This is a genomic window from Natronorubrum halobium (genome assembly GCF_051351675.1).
GTDB lineage: Archaea > Halobacteriota > Halobacteria > Halobacteriales > Natrialbaceae > Natronorubrum.
Window position 1 is genome coordinate 3,482,466 of sequence record NZ_CP195595.1, and the last position, 23,619, is coordinate 3,506,084.

The 23,619-nt window shown below is 59.0% G+C and carries 19 protein-coding genes; 8 read left to right on the forward strand and 11 right to left on the reverse strand.

Annotation, left to right across the window (positions count from 1 at the left end):
* Window positions 1-144: 144 nt before the first annotated feature.
* Window positions 145-1,500, reverse strand: a complete 1,356-nt coding sequence (locus ACSFC7_RS17245; RefSeq protein ID WP_436344058.1) for an RNA-guided endonuclease InsQ/TnpB family protein — start codon at window positions 1,498-1,500, stop codon at window positions 145-147.
* Window positions 1,501-1,583: 83 nt separating this feature from the next.
* On the opposite strand from ACSFC7_RS17245, the gene ACSFC7_RS17250 reads away from it, so the two are divergent.
* Both ACSFC7_RS17250 and ACSFC7_RS17255 read left to right on the forward strand, forming a co-directional pair.
* Window positions 1,584-1,817 carry a winged helix-turn-helix transcriptional regulator gene (locus ACSFC7_RS17250; RefSeq protein ID WP_436344059.1) on the forward strand — a complete coding sequence of 78 codons (234 nt, stop codon included), beginning with the start codon at window positions 1,584-1,586 and terminating at the stop codon, window positions 1,815-1,817.
* 48 nt (window positions 1,818-1,865) lie between these two features.
* Window positions 1,866-2,765 carry a hypothetical protein gene (locus ACSFC7_RS17255; protein ID WP_436347977.1) on the forward strand — a complete coding sequence of 300 codons (900 nt, stop codon included), beginning with the start codon at window positions 1,866-1,868 and terminating at the stop codon, window positions 2,763-2,765.
* 392 nt (window positions 2,766-3,157) lie between these two features.
* On the opposite strand, the gene ACSFC7_RS17260 is transcribed toward ACSFC7_RS17255, so the two are convergent.
* The 3 genes from ACSFC7_RS17260 to ACSFC7_RS17270 form a co-directional block, all read right to left on the reverse strand.
* Window positions 3,158-3,892, reverse strand: a complete 735-nt coding sequence (locus ACSFC7_RS17260) for a hypothetical protein (RefSeq protein ID WP_436344060.1) — start codon at window positions 3,890-3,892, stop codon at window positions 3,158-3,160.
* A 52-nt stretch (window positions 3,893-3,944) separates the two neighbouring features.
* Window positions 3,945-4,772: a DUF4330 domain-containing protein gene (locus tag ACSFC7_RS17265; RefSeq protein WP_436344061.1), complete on the reverse strand. Its 828-nt coding sequence runs from the start codon at window positions 4,770-4,772 to the stop codon at window positions 3,945-3,947.
* A 341-nt stretch (window positions 4,773-5,113) separates the two neighbouring features.
* Complete coding sequence (locus ACSFC7_RS17270) at window positions 5,114-5,629, reverse strand: hypothetical protein (protein ID WP_436344062.1); 516 nt, start codon at window positions 5,627-5,629, stop codon at window positions 5,114-5,116.
* Window positions 5,630-6,303: 674 nt separating this feature from the next.
* On the opposite strand from ACSFC7_RS17270, the gene ACSFC7_RS17275 reads away from it, so the two are divergent.
* From ACSFC7_RS17275 to ACSFC7_RS17290, 4 genes are all read left to right on the forward strand, one after another.
* A complete protein-coding gene (locus ACSFC7_RS17275) occupies window positions 6,304-6,768 on the forward strand; it encodes a hypothetical protein (protein ID WP_436344063.1) in 465 nt (154 codons plus the stop codon).
* Between the two features lie 1,346 nt (window positions 6,769-8,114).
* On the forward strand, window positions 8,115-8,582 hold the full coding sequence (locus tag ACSFC7_RS17280) for a hypothetical protein (RefSeq protein WP_436344064.1): 468 nt from the start codon (window positions 8,115-8,117) through the stop codon (window positions 8,580-8,582).
* Between the two features lie 810 nt (window positions 8,583-9,392).
* Complete coding sequence (locus ACSFC7_RS17285) at window positions 9,393-9,797, forward strand: hypothetical protein (RefSeq protein WP_436344065.1); 405 nt, start codon at window positions 9,393-9,395, stop codon at window positions 9,795-9,797.
* 573 nt (window positions 9,798-10,370) lie between these two features.
* On the forward strand, window positions 10,371-10,874 hold the full coding sequence (locus tag ACSFC7_RS17290) for a hypothetical protein (RefSeq protein ID WP_436344066.1): 504 nt from the start codon (window positions 10,371-10,373) through the stop codon (window positions 10,872-10,874).
* A gap of 219 nt (window positions 10,875-11,093) precedes the next feature.
* Here ACSFC7_RS17290 and ACSFC7_RS17295 read toward each other — a convergent pair whose 3' ends face one another.
* The 3 genes from ACSFC7_RS17295 to ACSFC7_RS17305 all read right to left on the reverse strand — a co-directional run bounded on the left by ACSFC7_RS17295 (window position 11,094) and on the right by ACSFC7_RS17305 (window position 14,667).
* Window positions 11,094-11,444, reverse strand: coding sequence for a hypothetical protein (locus ACSFC7_RS17295; RefSeq protein ID WP_436344067.1), 351 nt, complete (start codon window positions 11,442-11,444; stop codon window positions 11,094-11,096).
* Between the two features lie 491 nt (window positions 11,445-11,935).
* On the reverse strand, window positions 11,936-12,535 hold the full coding sequence (locus tag ACSFC7_RS17300; protein ID WP_436344068.1) for a hypothetical protein: 600 nt from the start codon (window positions 12,533-12,535) through the stop codon (window positions 11,936-11,938).
* A 1,442-nt stretch (window positions 12,536-13,977) separates the two neighbouring features.
* A complete protein-coding gene (locus ACSFC7_RS17305; protein ID WP_436344069.1) occupies window positions 13,978-14,667 on the reverse strand; it encodes a class I SAM-dependent methyltransferase in 690 nt (229 codons plus the stop codon).
* An 829-nt stretch (window positions 14,668-15,496) separates the two neighbouring features.
* Between ACSFC7_RS17305 and ACSFC7_RS17310 the strand changes: the two genes are divergently transcribed.
* Both ACSFC7_RS17310 and ACSFC7_RS17315 read left to right on the forward strand, forming a co-directional pair.
* Entirely contained in the window at window positions 15,497-16,459 is a 963-nt protein-coding gene (locus tag ACSFC7_RS17310) for a polysaccharide deacetylase family protein (RefSeq protein ID WP_436344070.1), read from the forward strand.
* A gap of 837 nt (window positions 16,460-17,296) precedes the next feature.
* Window positions 17,297-19,096: a glycoside hydrolase family 16 protein gene (locus ACSFC7_RS17315; protein WP_436344071.1), complete on the forward strand. Its 1,800-nt coding sequence runs from the start codon at window positions 17,297-17,299 to the stop codon at window positions 19,094-19,096.
* A 93-nt stretch (window positions 19,097-19,189) separates the two neighbouring features.
* Here the strand turns inward: ACSFC7_RS17315 and ACSFC7_RS17320 are convergent, their stop codons facing one another.
* The 4 genes from ACSFC7_RS17320 to ACSFC7_RS17335 form a co-directional block, all read right to left on the reverse strand.
* On the reverse strand, window positions 19,190-20,017 hold the full coding sequence (locus ACSFC7_RS17320; RefSeq protein WP_436344072.1) for a glycoside hydrolase family 16 protein: 828 nt from the start codon (window positions 20,015-20,017) through the stop codon (window positions 19,190-19,192).
* Window positions 20,018-20,254: 237 nt separating this feature from the next.
* Entirely contained in the window at window positions 20,255-21,670 is a 1,416-nt protein-coding gene (locus tag ACSFC7_RS17325; protein ID WP_436344073.1) for an oligosaccharide flippase family protein, read from the reverse strand.
* Window positions 21,671-21,787: 117 nt separating this feature from the next.
* On the reverse strand, window positions 21,788-22,666 hold the full coding sequence (locus ACSFC7_RS17330) for a hypothetical protein (protein WP_436344074.1): 879 nt from the start codon (window positions 22,664-22,666) through the stop codon (window positions 21,788-21,790).
* A complete protein-coding gene (locus tag ACSFC7_RS17335; protein ID WP_436344075.1) occupies window positions 22,650-23,558 on the reverse strand; it encodes a polysaccharide deacetylase family protein in 909 nt (302 codons plus the stop codon). The genes ACSFC7_RS17330 and ACSFC7_RS17335 overlap by 17 nt, the downstream gene beginning before the upstream one ends.
* Between the last annotated feature and the right edge of the window lie 61 nt (window positions 23,559-23,619).

Genomic DNA, 23,619 nt, shown 5'->3' on the forward strand with positions numbered 1-23,619 from the left:
ACCCGTACTCGAAAGTTAGACAACGATGACAAATCGAAACCGGACTGATCGAACGACTACCGAGCGAGTCTGTGAATCCTCGTGTCACCTACGGAAGCCATTTGACCGCCTACCACCCGTTTGGATGGCGTTCCATCACGTGGCTCAGACCGCACCTGAGCCACCGAAGGCAAGCTTCCCCGTGTGGGTACTCCGGTTTACGGGGTTCTCGTTGGTCGAGTGATCCCGGCGTTGCCACCGGTGATCGTCCCACTCGAGACACGGCACCGAACGGTGTCCGTCCCCACGCCTGTTCTGCCGTGGGGCCGCGGGCCGGGCCATCGGCCCATCTTCATCAACGTTGTCGGCAAGCAAATTCTCAGACGCCACGAGATCGGCGTGGCCCTCGAAACCACAGTCAGAACACTGGAACGCATCGCCCCGTCGGACTACTGTCCGTCCCCTACACCGGGGACACGTCGACGAGGAGCCACATTCCGCCACCTCGCGGACTCGGATACTGTATTCGCCGTCGAGGACCTCACGGAGTCGACGGCGGAACCGACCGTGAGCCCAGAATTGGTGGGTATTCTCGTTCACTTCGGCCGCCCAATGCGGAGCGAGGACGTCATCGAGGTCGCCGACGATCACCTCCGTTACGGTATGATTAGTGAGCCAGTCGGCGAGATCACGAACGAGTGCGTCCTGCAGGTGATTTCGATGTAGATTGCGTTTCCGGTAGAGAGTTCGGATCCGTTCGCTCGACCAATCCCCCTCCTCGAGACAACGTTGCAGGTCGGCGATCCGCTCCGTGGTACGGCGAAATTGGTGGAACGCGGGTCGCCCGTGGTATATGCGTTGATCGCCGGTTGTAGTGGTGACGGCGGCGAGATTGTTCGCGCCGATATCCAAGGCGGCTACCGCACCGCTGCCGCTCGGTGTGGTGGCCAGTGAGTCGTCCCGTCGAAGATGTGCATCCGAGACGGGTTGTCGTGCCCTGAACGCATCGGCGCTCTCGTCGTACACCAGTTCCAATCGACTCTGATCGCCCGTCCACCGAGGGTTCCCGCGGGCTTCTAGCCGTAGGCGCTCGTTGTACCCGAGGCCGTACGCATCCTTCAACTCCAATCCAACCGCGATCTCGAGGCGACTTCGATTGCCCCATTCCAGGGTGTAGTGGTCGTTACGAATGAGTGTCTGCAACTCGCGTTGATCGTCGTCTTTCCAGTATCCAGGTGGGGATGGCTCCTCGCCGGCTTCGAGGAGAGCAAAGAAACTCCGCCATGCCCCATCATTGCGGCGAATAAGTTGCTGGGCGGTCGCCGAGCCGAGGATCCCTTTGTACTGAACGCGATACTGGTCGGCGTCGACCGCCCAGACGTCTTGCTCCTGGAAGAAGGACTGGCGGCGGGCGTAGGTGAGTTCGTTCCAGAGCGCAGCAGACGCATCCAACACTTCGAGGAGTAACAACTTGTCTCGCGTCGACTGCGGTCGTACCTCGAAGGTATTGGTGCGCCGCATATTAACTCCTACGTGTCTAATAATCATAAAGGCTGCGATTCGGGTGGTGAACTGTTACGACCGTTGCCTCTCTAGTGGTAGATATGACCGATGAAGCCGATCGCGGTCGGCCACCTGCGGTGAGCGATGAGGAGTTACTCGACATCTTCTACGAGTCGGAATTACCCGTTCTCACTGTCGGCATGATTGAGGACGAGGTCTCTATCGGTCGGAAGGCCGTCCACCAACGTCTCCAACAGCTCCACGATGCTGGCCGGGTAGAGCGGTTAGAGGTCGGCGCCCGGGCAGTCGTCTGGTGGCCCAGCGAAGACAAGTAGCAAAGACATTCTCCGCAAATTCATCCCACTCACGGTCTCCGAGAGAGAATAGCCAAGACCGATATTTTCGAGTCCCAGCTCGCCGCCCTCACCGACCGCATCGAGCGACTCGAGGCCGAACTCCGGCGGAAGGACGAGCGGATCGCCGCTCTCGAGGCACGCTTCGACAGCCACGACGACCGCCTCGATAGCCACGCCGACCGCTTCGACGATCACACCCAACGTCTCGAGGACCACGAGACGACGCTCGAGGACTGCCAGACCAACAGTACAACCACGGCCAAGCAAACCAAAGCAGCCCTGAAGAAGGCGAACACCAACAAGACGCGGCTCCGCGAACTGCAGTCGCGCGAACTCGAGAAGGGAGCCCACCTCCGGGCCGCCACCGTCGACGAACACGAACTCGACGTCCGGGGCGATCGCCTCGAGCGGATCACGAAGGACGACGGCCGTCCGTACTTCCGCCTACCCGAACACACCGATCCCCTCGACCGAAACGACGTCTCGCTGGCGTACGGCGACCTGCTCCCGATCCAGCAGCTCGCGCGCATGGACGACGACATGCTCCGGTCGACCACGAACGCGCTCCCGACGAGATTAGCCGCGAAGCTGTGGAGAGCACGGACCGACTCGAGCGTCGGCGACGATCCCTGGAACACGGGCTGCAACAGCATCCGAGAGTACGTCAAGGCGAGCGAACTGAAACATTGGATCCGCAGACGGGAGCCAGGGACGAGCGAGGCCTACGCCAAGAAGTTGGTCTCGAGGACGATCGATGCCATGCTGGACCTCTCGAAGCATCGCGTAGCGGTCCGCAAACGGACCGAACGGAAGAACGGCCTCGAGTACACCGAACGAAGACTGATCGTGCCGCAGGACGCCGAGATTCCCGGCGAAACGACTCGCACCGACGAGGGGTCGCCGGAGACGGCTGACGTCCTCGGGTGACCGTGGACGGGACGTAGCTAACCGCCCTCGAGAGAGGTTCCCCTCTCACAACGAACCCTGAAACGCCTCGCGAAGCGGGTGGGTGATCGGTCGGGTAGCCGTCGGTCTTTTCCTCGAGCAGTCGTTCGGCAGTCTAGAGCGAGGACAGGTATGTATCCGTTCCCGACGACGACAGCTGTCTTCGGTCTCGTCGAACGGCACCCGTCCCGAAGCCGGAATCTCGCGCCCCTCGTCGAAACGCTCCGGGATCGTCGCCCGACCCGTTTCGGTGACGGCTCGCTCCCGGCCACCGCGCGGTTGGGTGGGACTGAAAGAAGCGGGGGCTTTCGAGGTGTGCGTCTCTTCGAGAGCCGTGCCGACTCCATCTCGACGATTAAACTACTCCCGGATCGTCACCGAGTATCTTCGCCATCCTGTCGCGACTCGCTCTCGACTCCCTCCGGCGGCTCCGGCGGTTCGAACGCCGCCACGAGCACCCGTCCGACTCGAGTCTCGAGCAACTCCTTCAAACTCGATCGCGACCGAAGCCCGAGCGTGGCAAGACCGGCGACGAGCAGCTGCGCGAGAAGAATCGGTTCCGAAGCCAACCCGCGACTCACGACCAGCGCTAACGAGGCGATCACCGCAGACAACACGACTGCACTCACCGCCCGGATCGGCCGCGCCCGGACGACCGAGACGAACCGCCTCACACAACTGACGACGGTCGAGGTCGTACTCCGTGCCTCGAGTTCGCTCCCCACCCGATCCACGGCTCGAATCACCGGTCCGACGGCCCGGGTCTCGCGGAGGTCGATGACGATGACCTCCGGATCGGGTTCAGAGGTGAGCCACTGGTAGGCGAACGACGACTCCAGGACGTCTCTCCCCTTCGTCCCGAAATCCACGAGCCGCGAATCCTCCCACCAACGACCGATCCGCGTCCCGATAGTCAACCCACCGGCGACCAGTGTGCTTCCCGCGATCAGTGCGATCAATCGTGAGTTCGTACGCGCGCGCTCGAGACGAATCCCACCGGCAGACTCGTCCGCTGCTCGAGCGCGAAGCCTCGAGAACCAATCAACTCCCAACTGCAGGATCGCGGATCCTCCGACTGCCGCTCGAATCCGGTTACGAGCGTCGCTCACCAGACCCACAACCATCGATCGATCCCGTGCAGAATCGAACATAGCTGACTAGTTACTCAACCTCGGACACCTCTCCCTGGACGTTCATCCCGTCGAAGTTGAGGACGATGGACGAACCGACGCCGAGGCGCTCGCCCCGGAACTCCACGCCGGTCTCGGTTTCCGTCGTCTGCAACTCGACGACGATCGTCACGTCCCGGTTCTGCGGATGCTCGCGCTCGTAGATGTTGCCGTCCTCGCTTTGTAAGACGACGGACGCCGGCTCGCTCTCCACGTCCTCGACGGTCGCGACCGTCTCGCCGCGCATCGTCTCGGTCATGCCCTCCTCGAGCCCGTCCGCGACGGCCGGTCGGACGTTCTCGAGTTCGACCGCTGCCCGCGTGGTGGAGGTCGCCTCGGCGTCCGAGAGCGTTTCGGCGTCGCCCCCGAGATCGGTCACCGTGCCGGTCGTGGTGTACGTCCCCATATCGAGCCGAATCTCGTTGCCGAGCATGAGCGGATTGCCGGCGACCTGGAATCGGTCTTGCTCCCGGCTATCGTCCTCGATGCGTTCGCCGTCGACTTCCGCCCGGATCGTCACGTCCGGCTGGCTGCTGTTTCCGCCGTCCGACGCCGACGGAGTGATCTGGACGTCCGTTACGGTGATGGAGTCCTCGGAGCCCTCGAACGTCGCGACGTCGCCCTCGTCGATCCGCTCGACGACGTAGTCGGGTTGATTCTCGAGTTCGATCGTCGCGTATCTCGTCTCCGATTCGCCGCTGTCCAGGGCCGCGACGACCGCGATGCCCGCGACGACCACGGCGAGCAACACGACGACGATGAGCGCGTCGATGACGTTGATAGCCCCGAAGAGGTTCCCGTCCTCGTCGATCAGCGGCATGGATCACTCGAGAGACGGCCGAATCGGCCGAACGACTGCGTCACTGGCGTTCCGCGCAGCTGGTGGTGAGTGATCGCGCTCGCCGCGAGTGACGGCGTACTCACCTGCGCGCTGCAACGTCTAAAAGACGAAATACCGCCGATCTCGGCCGGTTCGTTTCTCCCGCCGTCTATCGGCGGTCGCAAACGAGTGCCGGATCTCGGTGCGAGTCGGAGTCGGTGCATGCCACGGGCCACAATCTGGGACCACATAATTAGCAATTCCTTACGTGCCTGCAAGAAACATTCGCCGTTCGCTCCTCGCCGTCGGACTCTGATACCCACCGGGGCGAGTCCCGTCACTCAACATCGTATCGACGTATCGATTCCGATGCCGCCCTCCCGGAGCGTCATGACCGTCCGGGACTCCTCGCAGTCGGCACTCGGTCGCGTGATCGAGGCGGTGCTCCGCGCCGTCTCGGACTCCACGGTCGTCTCGTAGGTCCCCGGATCGGCCAGGACGACCTCGAGGTACCCCTCGGCCGGAATCGTTTCGGTTCGCTCGAGCACGGTCTCCTCGTCGTGGTCGATGTGAATCGTGGTCGACCGCTCGTCCGCCGTCCCGTTTCGGATGTAAAGCGAGTAGGATGCGGCCGTCTCCGACTCGTCGCCGATCGTGAGCCGCTCGACTGGCTCGTCTTCCGACGACTCCCGCTCCGACGTGTTCCCCTCGTCACTCCGCGCGTCGGTACCCTCGTCGGTCCACAGCGACGCATCGTCGGACTGATCGGCCCCGGGACCGGCGCTCCGACCGAAACAGCCGGCCGTAACGCTGGCACAGACCCCGGCACCGAGACTGATGATGTCGCGTCGATTCATACCACCGATCACACGACCGAGCCGCAAACAATTTTTTCACGGAAACCGGACGGTCACAGCCGCGGCAACGTCGTACGGCGGCGGTCGCGGCCTGCTCGGGACTCTCGAGACTCGAGAATCGGACCTAACTGCCGCAACAGTCTCGAAAGCGATCATCAATTCGAGTCGACATCGGTTCTGCTCGAATCTGTCACAGACCGGAGACCTGAACCTCCTGTTCGCCGTTCGAACGCGCTGTCGCTCCGGCTGACGATGATCTGGCGACCAGTGACGGATGGTGAGGAGACGCCGCGTAATAGTCAACTAACGCACCGTTTCACGCTGGTTCGTGGGACTCTCTCAGTTCGCGTCCGGAGCAAGGATCTTGAGCCGTGAGAACAGTGAACGGGGACTACTGAAGCGCGAATCAGCGACGTGCCGGATCGTGGCGATAGGATAATGATAACTGAACTCACACGAAGAGCGGCTATTCACTCGTACTAACCAAGGTCGTTGTTTCGCGCCTTTAATCCACTAATTTCCTCGAAACTGTTCTCCGGCTATAAGTGAGACACAGTGATGTACCTCAATCGGGCATCGCGTCACATGCATCCGACGAGGGCTTGCCATATCAGTGCCTTCGTCTCCCATCGGGAGTGAGTGTGACGAACGGTCCATGAAATCACGTGACTACCATGGAAATGAAACGAACGCTTGCGCTCACGCTTACAGTAGCAATGGTCGGCGGACTCATGTTTATGGGGTTCGCAGGAACAGCAGCGGCACAGGAAGCGGGCGTCAACGACGATGACGGTGGGTTCGACTTCGGCATCGATATCGGAGAAATCGACCAGGAGACTGGCGATGCCGAGGCAGGAACGAGTGTTTCCGTTGACCAGAACAACAACAACGCCCAGATAGGCGAGTCGGTTGCAGTCGCGGACAGCACTAGTGACGATGGCACTGCCTCATCGGCAGCTGATGCTACCTCTACGGTCACTCAATCTCAGGAAGTCGGTCAGTCTAACACTGCCGACGTAGACGCGGTCTCGTACGCTGAGTCCGGTGACAACAGTGTCGACGTTGGCGGAACGTTCGACTTCGACCTCGACTTCGATGACGGCGACGACGGCGATGACGGCGACAACGGTGACGAATAACCGCTCTCTGTAGCGGTTCTCTACGCCTTTGACTGATTTTTATTTGCGAATGATACATTGGTCCACAGCAGAGATATCTCCGTACACTACGCAGCCGTCACTGCTGTACCACCCGTGATTGGACACAGTGGCGTGGCAGTCCAGAGACCGCGGACCGCATAATCCCGAACCCACTCTATCGTGCGCTGGGTGGTCGCCCGTATCAGATGACTCGACTTCGATCCGGCAGCTACAGCAGCACGTCTTTCTCGCTCGGAGCAATACCTCGCCGTCGTTGCCGGCGATTTAGTGAGCGGTATGTACCGTCCGCAAGTTCCTTCGAGGCAGTCGTCCCGAGCGTCAGCTTCCGTAATCCACCGGGAGGATTCCACGTCTCTCGACGCCGAAGTTTTCGCCGTTCTGCGATCGCAACTGAAGGAGGGTTACAGCGATCTGACGACTGGCCATGCAGTGACGGTCAGTGTACGATCGGTTCTGCAGCCGTAGCCCCCTCGTTGACGGTGGAACTGTCTCGAGCGGTGGTGCCCCCCGTGCTCGCCACCGGATGAAAGCCGAACCCGGAGTGTTCTGGATTTCGTCACTGGGACTCGTCTCGAGCGCCACGAGTGCGTGCAGCGAACGGTCCCGCCGTCTTCACCGCGCCTTCCGTCGTATCGATCCATCGGTTTGGCGATCAGTAACTGATCCCGGACGGCGATCCCGGTATCGCTCGGCTCCGCAACGGGTCGTCTCCGTTGAAAGAGTCGACGATGCTCGCACCTGTGCGTGCGATTCGTCGAGGGTGGGCTCTCCACTTCCCACAGCAGTATCGCCTGAGAATCCGCTGCAGTGAGCGTATCCGTCCGTCGCCTCGACGACCCAGTCGGGCACAGTCCGATGCGTACGGCGCACCCGCGGGCGGTGTCGCTGACCGGGTGGGACGACGTGGCGGTACTGCGTCGTTGTGCGGACGATTCTAGACGCTGTAAATCCGGTTTGGCACCCCTGTAGGCCGACCATTGTCTCTCCGAGCGGCGTTCCGGGAGCTGTTGTACGGAGAAACGTTCGCCAACTCGTGAAAGTCGGGTGAACGACGAACCGGATAGTGGCAACGTACCGACGACAGAAAGAGACGCACGAGCGACTGACAGTCACTCGAATCGATCAATGGGACCGTTACAGCGTTCTAATCCGCTGATTCCCCCGAAACTGTTCTCCGGGTATAAGTGACAAGCAATAATGTGATCCGACTGGGCATTGCGTCACAACGCCAATCGGTGCGAAATGAGTCGTACCCTGCAGCCAGGTGCTGCACTAAGGGGGCACGTGTGATGCAAAGCGTCCGAATCAGTTCGATGTGACAAATCATGGAAATGAAACGAACACTTGCACTCACACTGACAGTAGCGATGGTCGGCGGACTCATGTTTATGGGATTCGCAGGAACAGCCGCAGCACAGGACGCGGGCACTAACGTCGGTGATATCGACTTCGGCATCGACATCGGCGAAATCGACCAGGAGACTGGCGACGCCACGGCGGTAACGGACGTTAACGTCGATCAGGATAACAACAACGAACAGGTCGGTGTCTCTAGCGCAACCGCCAACGCGGACGCGTACAGTGCCGGTTCGAACGACGATCCGAAGGACCACGGCAGTGCTTCGGCCTTCGCTGATGCTACTGCTGCGTCCTCGGTGAACCAGGATCAGACCGTCGTCCAGAACAACGATGCGGACGTGGATGCGGCCTCGTACGCTGAATCCGGCGACAACTCCGTCGACATCGGTAACGACTTCGACGTCGACGTCGGCTTCGGTGACGGCGACACGTAACCGCCATCCGTCGCAGTTCTATCCTTTTATTTCGGCGACGACAGGGAACCCGAGTAGCGGCTGGGCTCTCCCCATCGCCCGGGCGAAGCCCGACGGATCCCGCGTCCCGTAATCGGTAGTCAAACGTTCGTATCGGTGACCCGGGGCGCCCGGTTCCGACTCGTCTCTCGTCGATCCGCGCCGGTGTTCGCTGACCGACCGCCAGTATCCGTTCTCCACCGCCGATCCGACAGGAGCATCTCGCCCGCCGTGCGCCCGACTCGAGAGTCGGTTGTCATCGCTAGTGTCGATCCCATCCCGCTGTACTGTGGACCCGAGAGAAGTCCGCCGGTTTTGGTTGCCGTCACCGATGGAAGAAGCCCGATTGTTTTCGCGATCGGTTCATTCCCTGAGGTTGCCGTCCGACGCACCCGGTCCGTCACCGCTCGTGGAATCGACTGAATCTTACGCACTGACGGTTCCTCTCAGTTTCGGACGAGCGGCCAGTGGCACGCTGTAGGCCGACCATTGTGGCTCCGTCCAGTTACTGTTACGGAGGGAAACGTTCAGCAACGACTAGAGAGTGACAGTACGCCGACGGCAGGCGGACGCACACGAGCTGTTGAAAGTCACGTAAATCGGTCAAAGAGTACGTTACAGCGTTCTAATCCGTTAATTCTCTCGAAACTGTTCTCCGTCTATAAGTGCCAGGCAATAATGTGATTCGACTGGGCATTGCGTCACAGCACCAGGGGTGCGAAATGTGTCGTCTCTCTGCAGCCGTTTGCAGCACTCAGGCGATATGTATGATGCAACCGTCCGAATATACCAATGAACCGAACGCTTGCAATCACACTGACAGTAGCGATGATCGGCGGACTCATGTTTATCGGGTTCGCGGGAACAGCAGCGGCACAGGACGCGGGCATCAACGTCGGAGATATCGACCAGGAGACTGGTGACGCCACGGCGGTAACGCAGGTTTCAGTCGATCAAAATAACAACAACGCACAGGTCGGTGAGTCGGCCGCAGTCGCAACCTCCTACTCCGACTCCGACTCTGGCAGTGCGACGTCCGTCTCCGATGCGACGTCCTCGGTGACGCAAGGTCAGAGCGTCGGCCAGAGTAACAGCGCCAACGTGGACGCTGTCTCGTACGCTGAGTCCGGCGACAACACCATCGATATCGGACATCTGTTCGATATCGATCTCGATCTCGGTAACAACATCGCATAACCGCTCCCCGTAGCGGTTCCAGAACGATTCTATTTCGGGTCTTGCGTCGAGTCAGCGCAGCGGCTAGACTGAGATCGATCGAAAGCCGGTCAGACACCGTATCCGGTCCCGATGCTCGGAGAGCCGTGCCGGCACCCAGTACGTGCAACTCGGCAGTTTTTCTCTGATTCGTGTGGACCGATCGCCGGTACCAGACGTATCGAGTCGACGAGACCTGCAGTAACACCGTCCATCAGGTCACCAGCTGCTGACCTGCAGTGCTGGCGGTTTCCGAGATCGGTCTCTCCCGCGCACCGTCATGCATCGAGACGACACCCCGATCAGGCCGTGACTACCGACGAAACGATTCTAGGCGTTCAAAACGAGTCAGGTAGACGATCAGTTCGGCGATGGAACGACGGATCGCTCGCAGGAACGGAGCCGCCGAGACGGAGCTCCAGCCGTCGATCGTACTGGTCCGTAACTGGCGATAGCGAGTCTCGGTACCAGTCGCTCGAGGAGTGTCCCTCTCGCGGCCCACTGGTCCGTCGATGACGACCGTTCGAACGATGCGACCACGCCCCGGAAATACCGATGACAACGACCGAATTCCCGTGGGGAACGGTGACCCACACGACCGATCCCGAGACCGGCGACACGACCGTCGAAATAACCGTCGAGACCGAGGGGAGCACCTCACTCTCGGTGACGACGGCTCCCGACGCAGCGAGCGACCGGCTGGACGAGGTGGCCGACACTGAACCGGACACTGAGACGGCGACGTTCCCGTGGGGTGCAGTGATCCACGCGGTCGATCCCGACGCGGGGACCGCGGATCTCGAGGTACTCACCGATGCCGAGGCCGACGTCTCCGTCTCAGTAAGAGCAATCTCCGACGGCGAGACGCACTCGGAGTCGACGACAGTCGTCCAGTCGTCGGGTGAGACGGAAGCGAACGCGAGCGTCACGCGGTCCGTCGCGTCCGCGACGAGTTCGACCGCCAACTCGGTGGTCACTACCAGTTCGTCGAGCCACTCGCAGTCGACGAGTGGCTCGTCCGGAACGTCGATCGATATCGACGACGAAGACGACGACTGACGAGGAGTTGCCACCGAATTCCGTTGGAGAGCACGAACACCGAACAGTCACCACCGTCACTGTCGCCGGCTCCGCATCTCGAGCATTTCGATCGCGGCGGAGCCGGTAGTGCCGTCGAGATATCAGCGATCTACTCGCCGGTAGTACTATCTGACAAAGAAATTGCCCGGGAACGATGCAGCGAAGATTCCCGAACACGCCGTCGCCCGCAGTATCGAATTACACGTCAACCGATTCCGCTGGGGAGAGGTCCGGCATCGGCGGGGTCTCCGGCGTCACTGGCGTCACTGGATCGACGTCGAACTCGTCGGATACTCCGGACTCGTCCGGTAACTCGACCGTCTCCTCCTCAACTTCGGTGGTCTCCTGTTCGGAAATCTCGTTGAGTTCGTCTTCTTCGACGACGTCGGCGATCGATTCTTCCACTGCGTCGCCGGTCTCCTGTTCGACGACGGCGGACTGGGCCGCTGCTGTTCCGACGCCACCGCTCAACGCGAGCAGACCCGCTGCGATCGCGACGACGAATACTGTTCGGCTGACCGTTCCGTACCGCTGTCCTGTCCGTCTCATTAGTAGTCTCACGGGGCACGAACACGTCACCCGTATCGGACAATAAATCGACAGAACCGTTCGCCGGTCGAACGATCGATTTCGTTGCGGAAACCGATCCGAAAAGCGGCATCCGAGCGAGGGGTCTCTGGGGTGGCTACGGTCGTTCGAACCGTGCGAAAGTGATCGCCGAGCGGCCCACGGAACGAAGGGGATACGAGACGAATAGGCCGCAACTACCCGCTTCCCTCGAGGCAATCGACTCCGGCGATTCGGCCAGTTGAAGCCGCGAATAGCCGCCCGCTCTTCGACGTCGCTCAGCTACATCCGCGATCGCTGCTGGCCGTGATCTACCACGGGCGCCGAGCGGTCGTTTCAGCCGGTGGATCATCCCGCGTATCCACGAACTGGACATGCTACCCTGTAACCTAGTAGGTACTGTTCCACTCCACCCTCATCGCCTGGCGATGTCGGATCGACGATAGAGAACGAAGCCGTGTCCCGCGGAGCGATCACTCGATTTCGATGGTCCACTCCGCAACAGCGTCTACAGTAACGTAGCCGACACCGTCGGTGTGAACGGAGGTTACGCCACCAAACGCACCGATTGCATCGAACACCAACTCCGTCCCGTTCCAGACGAAGTCGTTGTTCTCGACTTCTTGTGGAACGATATCGACGCGAAAGAACGATTCGGCCTCGTACGCCGCTTTGACGGTCGTGTCGCCGTCGAACAGGATCGGACCAATCCAATCCGTCCCGGAATCGGTAATCGAGAGAGGCGGCTCTTCCGCCTCAGTTTCAGACACGCGCGATTGTCGGACGACCAGTTCCCACGGTCCATCGGCGTCGACGTAGAACACGTACGTTCCCTCCTCGATATAGGCGCCGGTCGATCCGTCGAACGATCCGGTTTGACTGAAAAGTGAATAGTCTTGCCCGTCTTCACTCGGAACGGCCCGCACGTCGAACGTCGACTCTCCCTCGTGGATCGCGTCGATAAGCGTCGGCCCTCCTTCGGTTTCGAACTCCTCAGTCACCGTTACGCCGTCGCCGACGAACTCGACCGGATCCGGTTCTTCGCTTTCGTCGTCACTATCGTCTTGTAGCATAGCGGTGGCTAGGGGCGTTCCGAGGACGATTCCACCACGCTCTAACAGCTTTCGGCGACGCATAGTTGTGCATCCCCGAATGTGGTATTTAGTTCGCTATGATCGCTAGGAGGGTACAATCGAATCCAAACTCCGCTCACGTCTGTTTACTCGGTGTATCGGCGACTAAATTATTTCCGGTGTTACCATTCTCTGACTAATGTGAACGTGGACGGAAAGAACCGTCGGTAATTGGTCTCCATTAATTAACACCGCGAATACAGAAAGTGCGTGAATTCGACACTAGGGCTGGGTCGTCGGGGCAGGGTGACGGTCAACTATCGAATAGCTGTTACAAAGCGTACGGCGGACCCGAAATTGACGCTTTCTTCGCTCCGTCTCTCGACGCGTAATCGGTGCTATCGAATTGTCAGGTTCCACTCACACGTGGGCAGTACATACAACTAAACAGCTCTTTCGTGCTATCTCATCGAGCGAATACATCCGGCCGTTCAAGACCCGCAACGATATCTTTCGTCAAATGATGGTCGTAGCGTCTGTGCAACTACATCGTGTACCGAGACAGAACGTTCAATCAGAACGCATTTTTGTGACTTCGGGCCGTTCATCTAGTGCCAGATCGAGGTGTACGTACTTGTCTTCGCCAATTTTGACCGTCAGTAGGTCAGGAGCGTCCCCGGAGCGAACGTGGACGTCGCTGACCGTCCCTTCCCGATAACCGAGTCCTGTCGAATTGTTCGAATCATCGACGTACGGCACCACGACGCGCTCTCCGAGAAGGTCGTGATTATCGTCGCGCTGCGCGTCTCGGAGCCGATATCGGACTGGAGACGTCGTCAAGGAGAGGCCGATTCGACCCATACAGAGGAAACAACAGTCGCTCAATCGTTCATAGTAGCAGCCACTTCGATATGCCGGAGCATGGAGTTTCCCCTCCGGGCCGCGTTCGAAAACCATAGTAATTTTCCTTCTTGGAGATCTATAAATATAACGTCCGTATAAGAGAGTAATCAATCTGGAAACCTATATGTTATGAGGGGTCATGGCGCTATATTTGTACATTTGGTAAACGGATATTCTGCCGAAAACGTGACTGAAAAAGTGGATCTCAATAGATTCGGCTGGATGTGTTTTCGACGCAAGTCCCCCGAAAGGTGGAGACGTCTCCCTACTCGATCAACGAACTCCGACGAGTAACTTCTGCGTCCATCGGACACGATCACTCGTTCGGACTACAAAAGATACGTATCACAGGTGCGACTATTCAGGCGTCCCAGCTAACGACAAGCGACCTCGTTCAGGTCGTGACGAATCCCGCCCCTTTCCGTTTGTTCTCCGACTCTCTCGACTCAGTGCGGTTATCTCGACTGTCGGTACGCATTCGGTGAGACGGAGTGAATTACCCATCGAGGAACGCAGAATATCGTATCGTTGAACTCATCTCATTTCTCGCAAACCATAATATTTCGATAACTTATTGCAGGATACCGAGCGCAGAGATGATCGAATAGTTGTTCAGTAAATGAAAGCTCAGAATCCACGCCACATCCGACAACACGGCGTACCGCGAAGCCGTGTTTTCTCAGCGTCTTTCGGAACAGTTTGAGGGTGAGTATGTTCACTCGCTCTGCCGTCATCTCAGTTCCTAATCCGTGCTCGTAATAACAACAATCGAACTCGGGTCGTAGCAGGAACGGCATCTCTCCTCTCAACAAAGCGACTCGATTGTGGAGTGATGCCAGGTTAGGAAAGGAAATGATAAAAATCCCGCCCGGCTTCAACACGCGGTAGATTTCTCGAAAGTAATGACTATCGTTTTTGATGTAATCAAACACCTCTCCGGAGTGGATGCTGTCGAAGGTCCCGTCTCTGAACGGAAGCCCTTCGTGGTCAATATCCAGAAGTACTGCATTCACACCTCGGTTTTGAGCCGATTTTACGCTACCTCTGGAAATATCGACTCCGAAAATGTCGAAAGCACCACACGACTTTCCGATTCGCATCGTGAGTTCTCCGTCTCCACATCCGACGTCCAAGATCCGGTCGAAGGTATAGTCGGAGTACACAGTAAGGAGCCTCGGTTCGCGATTTGTTTGAGCAATATATTCGTGTATTTTACCCATAGCTGACATGATTATGGGTGGCTATTCTCGACTCCAAGCTTAAACACGTACCTAAGGTTATCCACGTAATTCGCTGAATACGAGGCGAACGGTAATAAATATCCGATATTATACAAGCGTCTCGAATATTACAAATTAAACGTATTGTTGGGGGTGTGAAACGTATCTATTGTATTTCTGAATTAGTTCATTCGGCGAGATTTCGGTCGGTGAGTGTGAGAAGTGGAGAATATCGTGTCCCCCGTGACAGATATTGAACGTAGTGATAGAACGGTTAGCGACAGAAATAGTGACGATGATTCCGGTTAAACACGCTTTTGTTGTCAGCCGCTACGGTACTGTAGGCGATGTCACCGGTACGATCCGAACTTTTCGAACGAGCTGTGCTAATGGCATCAGCGGCGATTGCTCTACCGTTCCAGATAATTCGCTGCCCTTCTCTACATATCAGTTCGTCGCGGACGCTTCACTCACCCCGTCTCTCCCCGCGACGACTCGTTCCGACGCTATCCGCACGTACTCGTCGGACCCATATCCAGTATATTCCGACGTCGCGTTCGAGCGTAACGACGGCGACACCGACAACGGTCACGGCCGACCACTGATCGATGCTGCGATACAGTCCGACCGTCGGCAGCCGATACTCCATCAGTGGCCGCTGGACCGCAGAGGACTGAGAGGCTGGCTGGACTAACAGAGGCGCCTGTGTAGTCGTACGCTCGAGACGCTCCTCGCTTCGGATAGTCCGAACGGCGTCCGGGTATCTCTCCAATCGGTCGCGTGGCGGCTACGGTATCTGTTGTCACAGTAGCGCGGTAATCCATGGTGGCGTCCTACTATGGTGACGCTAACAAAGCAGATCCTCGGCTCGTCTCCTGTCGCCGTCATGACCTCCCTCGAGAACCTGCGCACAGCTGCCCGTTCGTCGCCAGCGTCGAACGCCGAGACGACTGTGCCACACGACCCGCCGTCGGTCACGAACGTCCTTTCGTTCGATCTGGAACACTGGTACACTGCGACCTTGATTCGGGACGAGGTCAGCGCGCCGACCGATCGACTCGAAGAATCCGTCCGCATCGTTCGGGAGCTACTATCCGCTCACGACGTACGGGCGACGTTTTTTGTCGTCGGCGAGGTCGCAGCCGAGTATCCGGAGGTCGTTCGAGCGCTCGCCGACGACGGCCACGAGATCGCGACGCACGGCCACACTCACACGCCGCTATTCGATCTCACCCCCGGCGAGTTCGAGGCCGAACTCGCCGATAGTGCTGACGCGATTGCCGACGCGATTGGGACCCGTCCAGCAGGGTTCCGTGCTCCGAACTTCTCGGTAACGTCGAAGACCCGATGGGCGTTCGACGTTCTCTCGAAGTCGGACCTCCGGTACGACTCGAGCGTCTTTCCGGTTCGAACGCCGATGTACGGCGTCTCGAGCGCGCCGGTTCGACCGTACTACGTCGATATCGACGACCCGTTTTCGACGGAGGGACGCGGTGAGGCCGGACTGCTCGAGTTTCCCCTGGCGACGTTTCATCCGACACTTCGAATGCCGATAGCGGGCGGGTTTTATGCGCGTCTGCAGCCGACGTGGCTGTTGAAACGCGGCATCCAAAATCTCAATCGGCGGGAGATCCCGGCGACGTTATACTTTCACCCGTGGGAGTTCAACCCGGCCGTCGCGACGACGGAAATCCCCGCTCACAAGCGGTTCGTCAGCTTTCGCGGAATCGAGACGTTAGGACGGAAACTCGAGGCGTTGCTCTCGACCCACGAGTTCGGCACGTTCGAGCAACTGCTGTAGCGAGTCGATCGTTAAACTCGGCCGACAGTTCGGATCTGCGGTCCCGCGATCGAGCGTTACCCCGCTGTTTTGATCAGCTCCATCGCGACGATCCCTCGACAACAGCCGCTCTCAATGCCGATCGTACGGGCCGATAATCGGCCCCGTCCGTTCGAGCGATGGCTGCTCTCGGTTGGCCGCGACGCCGCCGTCTCGAGCGAAGGCGCCAATCGGCTACTACGTCCCCGGGTCATCACGAGGAGTGCCGATGCGATTTCGATTACGCGACCGGGGATATGAGGCGGTATCGTGATCGGCGAGAACTCGTATAGTAAAACGTGAAAGTCAGTACGAGCATCTATTCGGAGAGACCGTAGTATTCGAATTGTACAGCCGACTCCCCTGAAACAGCTGATATTGACGGTTTGGAACGGAAATTCACCGCTACAGATACGACAACAAGACTGAGATTATCGATACGCTCACAGGGGCTGTCGCCACTGGCCGCACGAGACTCGCGCGTTCCGACTGAGTAGCTACCTAAAATATTGTATTTATTACTTCCACACAACATGGTGGTGGATTTGTTAGCTGTCTATCGGCCGGGCTTTCCGACCAATTTAATGAAGTATCCATTCTTTCGGCATATTACAAAAAAGATCTATAAGTAATCGTTTCTATCTGTTGACCGCGACAATGGCACGCGAACGAAGTTCCGGAGAACGAGAACGTATCGACGAAACGTCCCGAATCGGACGACGAGACTGGCTGAAGACGACTGGGGCAGGCGTCGGAGTAGCGCTCGGCGGACTGTCGTTAGGCACAAGTTCTGTTGCGGCGAACAACGACGGTGGACCCGTGGATCCCGAGAACTGGGAGCTCGCGTTCGAAGATCGATTCGAGAACGGTACCCTGGACTCCGATAGCTGGGGAATCGGTTTCGGATGGGGAACGACCGCCAGCAACGACGACGCGACGGTCGCCGACGAGGACGTCTACATCGAGAACGGCGAACTCGTCCTCGAGATCAATCACCACGGCGGCGGCGAGTTCACGCAAGGAGCGGTGAATACCGGATCTCCCGACGCGGTCGATTATCCTGTTTCGCGTCCCAACGAGGGCGTTCAGATCGGTCCGGGGATGTATATCGAGGCGCGGATGAAACCGGCCACCCGGAACGGAGTGCTTCCAGCGTTCTGGTCCAAGCCCGACAACGAGAACTGGCCTCCCGAGATCGACTTCGTCGAAGTCTTCCACTACGGGAACGCGAGCGACTCGGAGGTGGCCCACGGGGAACTTCACTACTCGGAGAGCGGCCAGTGTAACGACGAGAGCACCCACACGGCAGCGGGGATGGGATCCTACGACGCCGGCCACGACCTCAGCGAGGAGTGGCACGTCTATGGCTGCGAGTGGCAAGAGGACGAGATCCGCTTCTACTTCGACGGCGAGTTATACGATTCGACGGACGATTCGGACATCCTGAGCGCGTTCAACAACCAGGGCTGTCTTCCGCACTACATGATGTTCTCTAACCACGTCAACCGACTCGGAACGGCCGACGAGTCGACGACGTGGTCGGACGAAACGCGGGTCGACTGGTGCCGTGTCTGGGAACACGCGCCGGGATCCGGGTCGCCACCCGAAGACGAGGATGAGGAGCCGGACGAGACGGACGACGGATCCGAGGACGTACTGGTGGACGACTGCAGCAATCTCGAGACCTTGCATCCGTCCTCCGATAGCGACGCGCTGTTCGTCGACACGTCGAATAGCCAGCACTTCAAGCGGAACGACGGGAACTGTTCCGACGACGATGCTCGAATCGCTCGCTCGGGATCGACCGACGACGCGTCGATGATCTACGAGCCGGGAGGATCGATCTCCGACTTCCGTGTCGAAGCACACGATCACGTAGAGTACGGGGGATCGTTCGCGTTTTACGCTTCCACTGACGGCGGTGACTCCTGGACGGAGCTCTCGCCCGAACGGACCGAGTACTGTGACGTCCAAGCGGGATGGCGTCACCTCGAGTACGCCGCGCAGTCGGTGCCGTCCGGCACCGATCGACTGCGCATCGTCCTCAGCGGCGCCAGTGCCAACTGGACGGGGCAGGTCGGACACGTCGAAATCGAGTACGGTGAGGAATCCGAGACCGACCCTGATACCGGAGACGACTCGGAACCGGACGACGAGGACGATCACGACGAAGAGACCAGTGAACCGGACGGCGAGGACGACAACGATGAAGAGACCGGTGAACCGGACGACGAGGACGACAACGATGAAGAGACCGGTGAACCGGACGACGAGGACGACGAAGAAGGTGATGACGATCGAGAGGAGGAAACCGATGACGGGTCCGACGACGCCGACAGTGAGCCAGTAATCGAACACTCTCTGGTCCGCTGGAACACCAACGGTCGATGGAACCGCGCTCGCGTCAGTTGGATCGTCTCAGACAAAGGGAGGGACCTGAAATCCGTGACAACCGAACTGCTCGCCGACAGGGACGTCCTCGAGACGGAGACGTCGTCGGTTGACGGGTTGATCGAATCGGGCGAGCACAGGGTTCGCTCGGACGAGGACGTCTCCGCGGTTCGTATTACCGTTATCGACGAAGCGGGTACCGAAGAACGTACGATAGAGACGTACTGATACCAAATTCGGACGGGTTCCCACCAATTCCGTCCTTCTTCCGGAGGATAGCTCGGCGAGGTGATGCGCGTTCGCACCTCCCGATAACGTGCGCTACTGCCAGACGTTTACTCGATCGATTCGCATTTCCGCCGGAAAGGAGTCCGCGTTCGGTTCGTCTATAAAGTCCGCTCCGATCCCGAAGTTAAGGACGATCGATATCTCCACGTCGGAGACGTACGATCCGTCGTATCGAAACTGCTCCTCGCCGTCGATGAACCAAACGATTCGGTCGGTGCTCCAATCGACGGCGTACTCGTGGTAGTCGTCACTGAACCGTTCGTCGCAGACCTCCGCGTTTCGCTCTTGCTCTTCTCCATCCGAATCTTCGTAGTGGTATGTCAATACGGCGCACGGGTCACTTCCGAAAAACTCGAAGATATCTATCTCCGGGAATATCCGCTCCGGCTCGGTGGGCGTAAGCCAGAAGGCGGGCCAAAAACCCGGTTCGGTCGGCGGGATCTGTATGCTTGCCTCGAAGTAACCGGTTTCGAACGATTCCTGGGATGAAGCGACCCCGGTCGTGTACGAAAGTCCGTTCTGTGGCCGGTCCTCGCCCTCGAGAACGAGGGTTTCGTCGTTGACGTACGCGTTCTCCGCTGACACGTACGCGTCAAAGTTGTGGGTTCTGGCATCCCAGGGGAACTTGGTCTGCCACCGGTCGTGGTCGAGGCGGTCGCTCTCGAAGTCGTCCGAAAAGATACGGTTCAGCTCCGAGGTGTCGACCGGTCCGTCCGTTTCCGCTGGGTCGTCGCGATCCGGTTCCGGGGTGAGACAACCCGCAACGACGCTGCCGAGACAACAGGCACCGAGCCGTAGCAGGTCACGTCTGTCTACTCGTGATTCGTCTGGGCCCGATGCCGGCCGTTCGTTCATCACCATACGATTTCTCACCGCTGACCCTAATGAAACGAGTGTTGGAATTTGCTTACCAGTGCTTCTCTCCAATGTGTCTCGTACGGACCAATTGCGGCCGATACCCTGTGCCGGAACCGACGATAGTCAGAGACCGTCGGAACGGTTGCTAGCATCCGTGGAACGTATCGAACCCGACCTACTCTCGCAAGAACGCGATCGGTGGACCTGCCAGTCGTCTGGTCCGACCCGACGACGGACAGATCAGGTCAAGACTTTGATACCGGGCACGATTATCTGTTCCCTGAGGGTCGGGAACGCCACAGCGAGCAACACGTACACAAAAATTCCAAAGAGTAGCTGCGACAGTAGCAGGGGGACGCTGTAGACCGGGACGATCGCCTGACTAATCAGGAGTGCTCCCGCCATGAGGACCGACGTCAAAACGCACAACGAGAGGAGACGATACGGGACTCGAAAGGAGATAATAGTCGAGAGATAATATCCCTGGAGGAGCGTGTGGACGATCGCTGCAGTCGTCGTAGCGATCGCCGCCCCTATCAGTCCGATCGACAGCACGAGTACGACGTTCAAAACGATATTGAGGGCGATCGCAACCGACATCGCCCTGGCGGAGAGGTTCGGATAGTTCAACGCTTGCAACGCACCGCCCAGAACGTCGTTGACCGATTGAAAAACCTTCTCCACCATCAGGACGAACAGGACGAGCGACGCGGCGGCGTACTCGGGGCCGAACACGAGCTGAAGGATGTCGTTCCCGAGCACAACCGCGCCGAGCAGCGCAGGGATCGAAACGAACAGTGTGACGCCGACGGCTTGAGAGACGACGCGCTCGATCCGGTCAGTTGCGTTCTCGGCGTCCCACTGACTGAGCTGCGGAAAGAGGGTCGTCGAGATGGCGTTGCTCGCGAGGAGGACGAGCAACGTCACCTGCCACGCGATCTCGTACATCCCCACGTCCGCGTACGTCAGAAACAGTCCGATGATCGCAACGTCCATCCACTGGTAGACTTTCCCGCCCAGCGAAGAGACGAAATAGTACTTCGCGTACGAAAATAACGATACCGCGTAGTCTCGTGACGGCCGACCGACACTCGTTTCGACCTTGACGACCGACCAGCACAGTGCCACGACCTCGCCAATGATCAATCCGTAGACGAGTCCGATAACGCCGAAGTCGGCTAGTATCAACACTGCACTGACGACAACCCAGACGAAGTGACGTGAGAACTCGATTACCGCCGTTTCGCCGACCCGCAGCTCGCCGCGAAGCGTCTGAATGAATACGTCCGCTGCCTCACGAAGTACGAGCGCAAGGGCGAGATAACCTGCGAAATCGCCACCGAGGTACTGGTTGAGCGGATCGCGGACGGCGAGAATACCGCCGCTCATGAGCACGATCGCGATGAGCTTGATCAGTATCGCAGAACCGAGCGTTTCGGACGGATCGAGCCCCTGGCTCAGACGCTTCTCGAGCCCCCCGCGAATGCCGATGTCGGCGGCGATCGTCGTCAATCCCAACACCGTCTGAAACAGAAAGAAGATCCCTATCTGGGAGGGGCCGAGTTCTCGAGCGAAGAACGTGATACCGAGGAAGAACAGGACCGCCCCCGCCGACTTCGCGAAGAAGATTCTGAGTGCCGACTGGGAGAGATTCATCACCAGACCTACGATGTAATTCGGCTTATGTTCACGACTCGATTCGACGGCGAAGTACCGTATTTACCGGCGATTCGACCCGACGCTACCGCGGTAACGCGTCCGCTGTGATCGGTCTCATCTCTCCTCCGCCGGAGTTCGGACCGTAGCAACGGGTGCGTGATCAGTGACATCGGAGACCAGTGTACGGATCTTCCCGAGCGTATTCTTGTACTGATACCGGACATAATCGACGGCGTTCGGAGCGGTGTGTACCGGACCGAGCGACTCGAGTCGCTCGGGCTCGAACGACTCGTCCTCGAACCGTTCGATCGCGGCTGCGAGGAATGGCACCGAATGGACGTACTGTCGCCGCTGGACCTCCCGCCACGTCGGCGCGTCCGACGTATCGACCTCGTCGTAGACGACGATTTGCCCGGCGTCCAACGTTTCGGTCAACTGCTGTAACAGTATCCCCGCGGTATCCGCTCCGTCGAGAAATTCCCAGAAGCCGGCCGGACCGCCGCGGTAGGCCGTCGGATCACCGTGGTGAAAGCTGACGACGCCGTGTTCTGTCACAGTTAGAATCTCCCCTTTGATGACGTTGAACCCCTCACGGAAGACGATATCGGCGTTTGCTCCAACCATCTTCACGACGTCGTCCGGTAGCTCGTTGCCGAACCCGTCGGTCGGAGTCGGTGTACAGTACACGCGGGGAACCCGCTCGAGCCCGTCGATTTCGTCGATCGGTCGTGGTTTTCGGTACCCTGGTTCGCCGAGAAGTCGATCTATGAGCAGTTGTCCACCGGTGATCCGCGCCCAGTGTGGGCTCTCAACGGACCGTTTCAGCAGTTCGCCGGGAGTTCGATCGGGTTCATCATTTATTACCAGCAGCGTAATTTCGGCGTCGGTTTCATCGAGCATCCGTTCGATCGCTCTTGCGACCCACTCACTGATCGTTTCCCCGTCGAACAGCACACAGACTCGCATCGACTCGTCCTCAGTGTTTACATTCATCAGTGTTGGTATCGGTTACCGTGAGTTCGTCCAGCGTTCGAACGGTTACGTCGTTATTTCGGCTGGCAGTTCCCACGTTCTCGAGAAATGGGCCGACGAGCGACCACTGATCGTCGTTCGAAAGGTCCCAGAGATGGGTCCACAGGTGGACGTTCGATCCCGTTCGCACGGCGTCGAGCGCGCGCTCGAGATACCGACGATGAACTCGCTTTCGGACGGCTTTCGGCAGGATGCGAAAACCCGGATGGGGGTCGAGCTGTCCCATCGGGAGCGTCACCGCTGTCAGCGACGGCGAGTGCGTCGTCGAAACGCGCGTCAGACCACCGGTGTTTTCGGGATCCGCTCGCGGGGGATCCCGTGTAAAGTGCCATCCAAACCGCCGTACGATGTTTCTCTCCGACGGATAGGTGCCGTCGGGCATTCGAATCACGTCGATCCCGTGGTCGCACAGCACGTCGACCGGTGGCTCTCGGTGCATCGGCGGGACCAGCGTGGTCGGCCGCTCGAGGCCGGCCCGTTCGTGAGCAGTTCGAACGTTCGAGATCTCCCAGTCGACCGTCTCGGTCGACACCGTGTCGCAAGGGACGTGTGAGAACGTGTGTGTGCCGAGTTCGTGGTCGACGTCTGCATCGATGATATCTTCGACCAGGTCCGGCGCGTAGAACAGCGGGTCCGTCCGGACGTCCGTCCCGGGATCGGCGTCGAACCATCCCGCTTCGTGTGGGCTGAGACGGTGCCCGTCACACGACTCGAGCAGGAGATGGCCGACGATATCGAACGTGATTGGGATGTCGTAGCGGTCACAGACCTCGAGAACGGCCTGTAAGGTTTTCGACTCGCGCGTCCGTTGGCGATCGCTGAACGCGTCGAGGCGACGGGCGGGTGGCTCCATTACCCGTCCCCACCCGAGTTCGATTTCGATGCTCAGCGACAGAGAGTTCATGAGCGCCCGT